Consider the following 2,761-nt stretch of genomic DNA (forward strand, 5'->3'; position numbering starts at 1 on the left):
ACCTACGAGCGAACGGCGCTGGCCAGACCCACTGAGGACAATGGGCTACGACGGCGGTTCCGGGGTCGCGCGCCTGGGCAAGTTCATGGCTGGATTATACGGTTGCCTGTCGCACAAGTCAAAGCGACTCGGCCGGTGGAACCATTGTCATCCAGCCTGTGGATCCAGCGGAAGCTATGCCCCGCAGGCCTGAGAAGGGCGCGCTCTTAGCCTCATGCGCCGTGGCCCGCAGCCTGGATTCTCGCTTCTCGTCCAGTCCTTAGGGTTCGCACGACCCTCCCGGTACGGCGTTGTCGGGACAAGGCACAACGCACACCTGTTGCTGCTGGGCGTTGAAAACCCAGCAGGCCTCGGGCTCCGGCGTGGGTTCAGGGGTCGGCGGCGACGCACGTTGAGTGACTTGGCTGAGGTCCCCAGAGGTCTCGACCGCCCCGCCCCAGACCCAGCAGCCGAGGCGCTGCCCGGACGGCATGACCAACCACCACGTGCTCTCGCGGTTCCTCCCCTGGATGGGGGCCGTGTTGCCCGGTTGCAGGATGGCGGCGGAATCGAAGACCATGCTTGGCCCGAAGCGGCAGTGGGCATTCTGGAGGGCTGTGATGGAAGCGGGGATGGAGGCGGCCGGCGTGGCCGGGGCCGGCGCCGGAAGGAATTGGAAGTCCCATCCATACAGAAGGTTCCGACGGATGTCGTCGTCGTTGGCGAGGGTGACACTGGCAACCGCTTTCTCGACCCCGCGCTCCGGGGCGGTCCAGCCGCCCGGGATCAGCACAGCATCGTTGCCATCGGCGAGGGCGTCAATCCAAACGCAGTAGTCGCCAGCCGCCAAGTTGTAGAAGCCGAATTGACCACTGGGATCGGTGACGTCGGTCGGGCCCGCATCGCCGGGGCAGGATCCGGGGCTGAGGTGAACCGTCACGCCCGCGATTCCCCCTTCGCTAGGATCCAGCACACCGTTGGCTTCGAGGCCGCCGTCCGGCAGGGAGATGCACCCGGAAGGCGTGACAGCGGGCGTCTCCTCCGGTACGGCGCACTCGTCGTGCCAAACGTGGCCGGTGATCGCAGCGTGCCCGAGAGGCGGGAGGCCGACGCCGGGACCGAGGGTGACCGGGCCAACCTCGAATGCCGGGCATGCGAGGCTTGCGGTGTTGACGATGAAGGAGAAGGTCTCTGACGTCTGATCGTGTTCAGGCTCCGGCATCAGGCCAGTTACCCTCCAGTAGTATCGCTGACACTCCTCCCACTCCACCCATGGGGCGATGAACCACATGGCGTGTAAGCCGGATTCCTCATTCCAGGCATGGGTTCTCGGATCGTGCGGGAACCCCGGGGAGGTGGAAACCTCCACGTGGTAGCCGTCGGGTGGCAGGCAGTTCGTGTCATCTTCCCAAACCAGATCCACGATCACCCCGGGGATCGCTTCCCCCTCCGAGGTGTGGAAGGAGCTCAGTGTGTCAATGACGCCTCCGTTTGAAGGGTCAGTCAATCTGGGAGGGACTGCGTATCCTTCGACGTGACCCTCTTCACATAGAGGACCGGTGCGGAACCAAGCGGATTCCGATGCGGCTCCATCCCGTGAGCCGGATGCGGGCACAACTTGCCAGTGGTAGTGAGTTTGAGTCTCGAGCGTAGGTGGAGTCCACCATGCCTGAGAGCCGTCGACCTCGCCAGTTAGTAGGTCGGATACAGTCCTCAGTTCGATCCTAAAGCTCTCTGGCTCACAATCGGCGCTGTTGCTCCAGGTTAGATACGGCGGCGGCAGCACCGAATCGACCACTTCCCCCTCTCGCGGCGACAGGTCCGATGGAGCGGTCATTTCCTCCGGGCCGCAAGTGTCTCCGAGAGGGAAGTTGCATCCTGACAGAAGCGCCAGCATAGCAGGCAGGATGAGACACGACAGGGACCGAGCAAGGTCAAGACGTCGCTGGCTCATGACTCCTCCCCAACTCTCGATTCGAAGTGCGAGTTCCGGAGGGACTGCTGACTCGCGGGGAAGCCATGTCTCGGAGTGACGGACCGAGCGGCGTTGCGGGCGTGGGGACCCGCCAAGGAGTGCTTGCGCCCAGTGTTCGCAAGGGAAACGCCAACTCTCTTGGTTGTCCGTTCATTCTTCCTGGCTCGGCGGACACGCAGTTCAGCACACAGCGGCGCGGCACCCGTGCCAGTGGCACGATTCGCGGCTACGTCAAGCCACTACCGATGCGGGACCACCAGAAATAGAAACCAGACCGGGGAGACGTCTCGGCGCGTTCAACCACATCGTCAATACGTTAGCACTGGCGGCTGAGGATGTCAATTCGCCCGCTAGGGCTAGGGTGACCGGGCCGGGCTCGGGATCGAAACCGGACTGCGGCTGGCGACCGATCCGATTCATCTCACCCGGACGGATGCGCCCCTGTCACGTCAAGACCGATGGGCCGTCCAGCCTACGCACTGGCCGGACATGACCGGCATGGGCACATGCCGGCCGAGAAAGCGAACCGGCCTGCCCAAGCAGGCCGGTGGGCTTGTCAGGCTCCGAGGACCTTAGCCGGCGGTGGCTCCCACGGAGGCTTCTGCCTGGATCGCCTCGAGACGGTCGAGCTGCTCCCACGGCAGGTTGAGGTCGGCGCGGCCGAAATGGCCATAGGCGGCGGTCTGCCGGTAGATCGGTCGCAGCAGATCGAGATCGCGAATGATGGCCCCAGGCCGCAGGTCAAACAGCCGGGTGATGATCTCGATGATTTCGCCGTCGGGAAGCCTGCCCGTGCCGAAGGTCTCG

The 2,761-nt window shown here is 64.3% G+C and carries 2 protein-coding genes; both read right to left on the minus strand.

Features of this window, described 5'->3' with window-relative positions:
* Nucleotides 1-259: 259 nt before the first annotated feature.
* A complete protein-coding gene (locus MUO23_05365) occupies nucleotides 260-1,486 on the minus strand; it encodes a hypothetical protein (GenBank protein ID MCJ7512382.1) in 1,227 nt (408 codons plus the stop codon).
* Nucleotides 1,487-2,526: 1,040 nt separating this feature from the next.
* A partial coding sequence (locus tag MUO23_05370) for a methionine adenosyltransferase domain-containing protein (protein ID MCJ7512383.1) occupies nucleotides 2,527-2,761 on the minus strand: 235 nt, incomplete at its 5' end.

It is taken from the genome of Anaerolineales bacterium, assembly GCA_022866145.1.
Taxonomy (GTDB): Bacteria; Chloroflexota; Anaerolineae; order Anaerolineales; family E44-bin32; genus PFL42.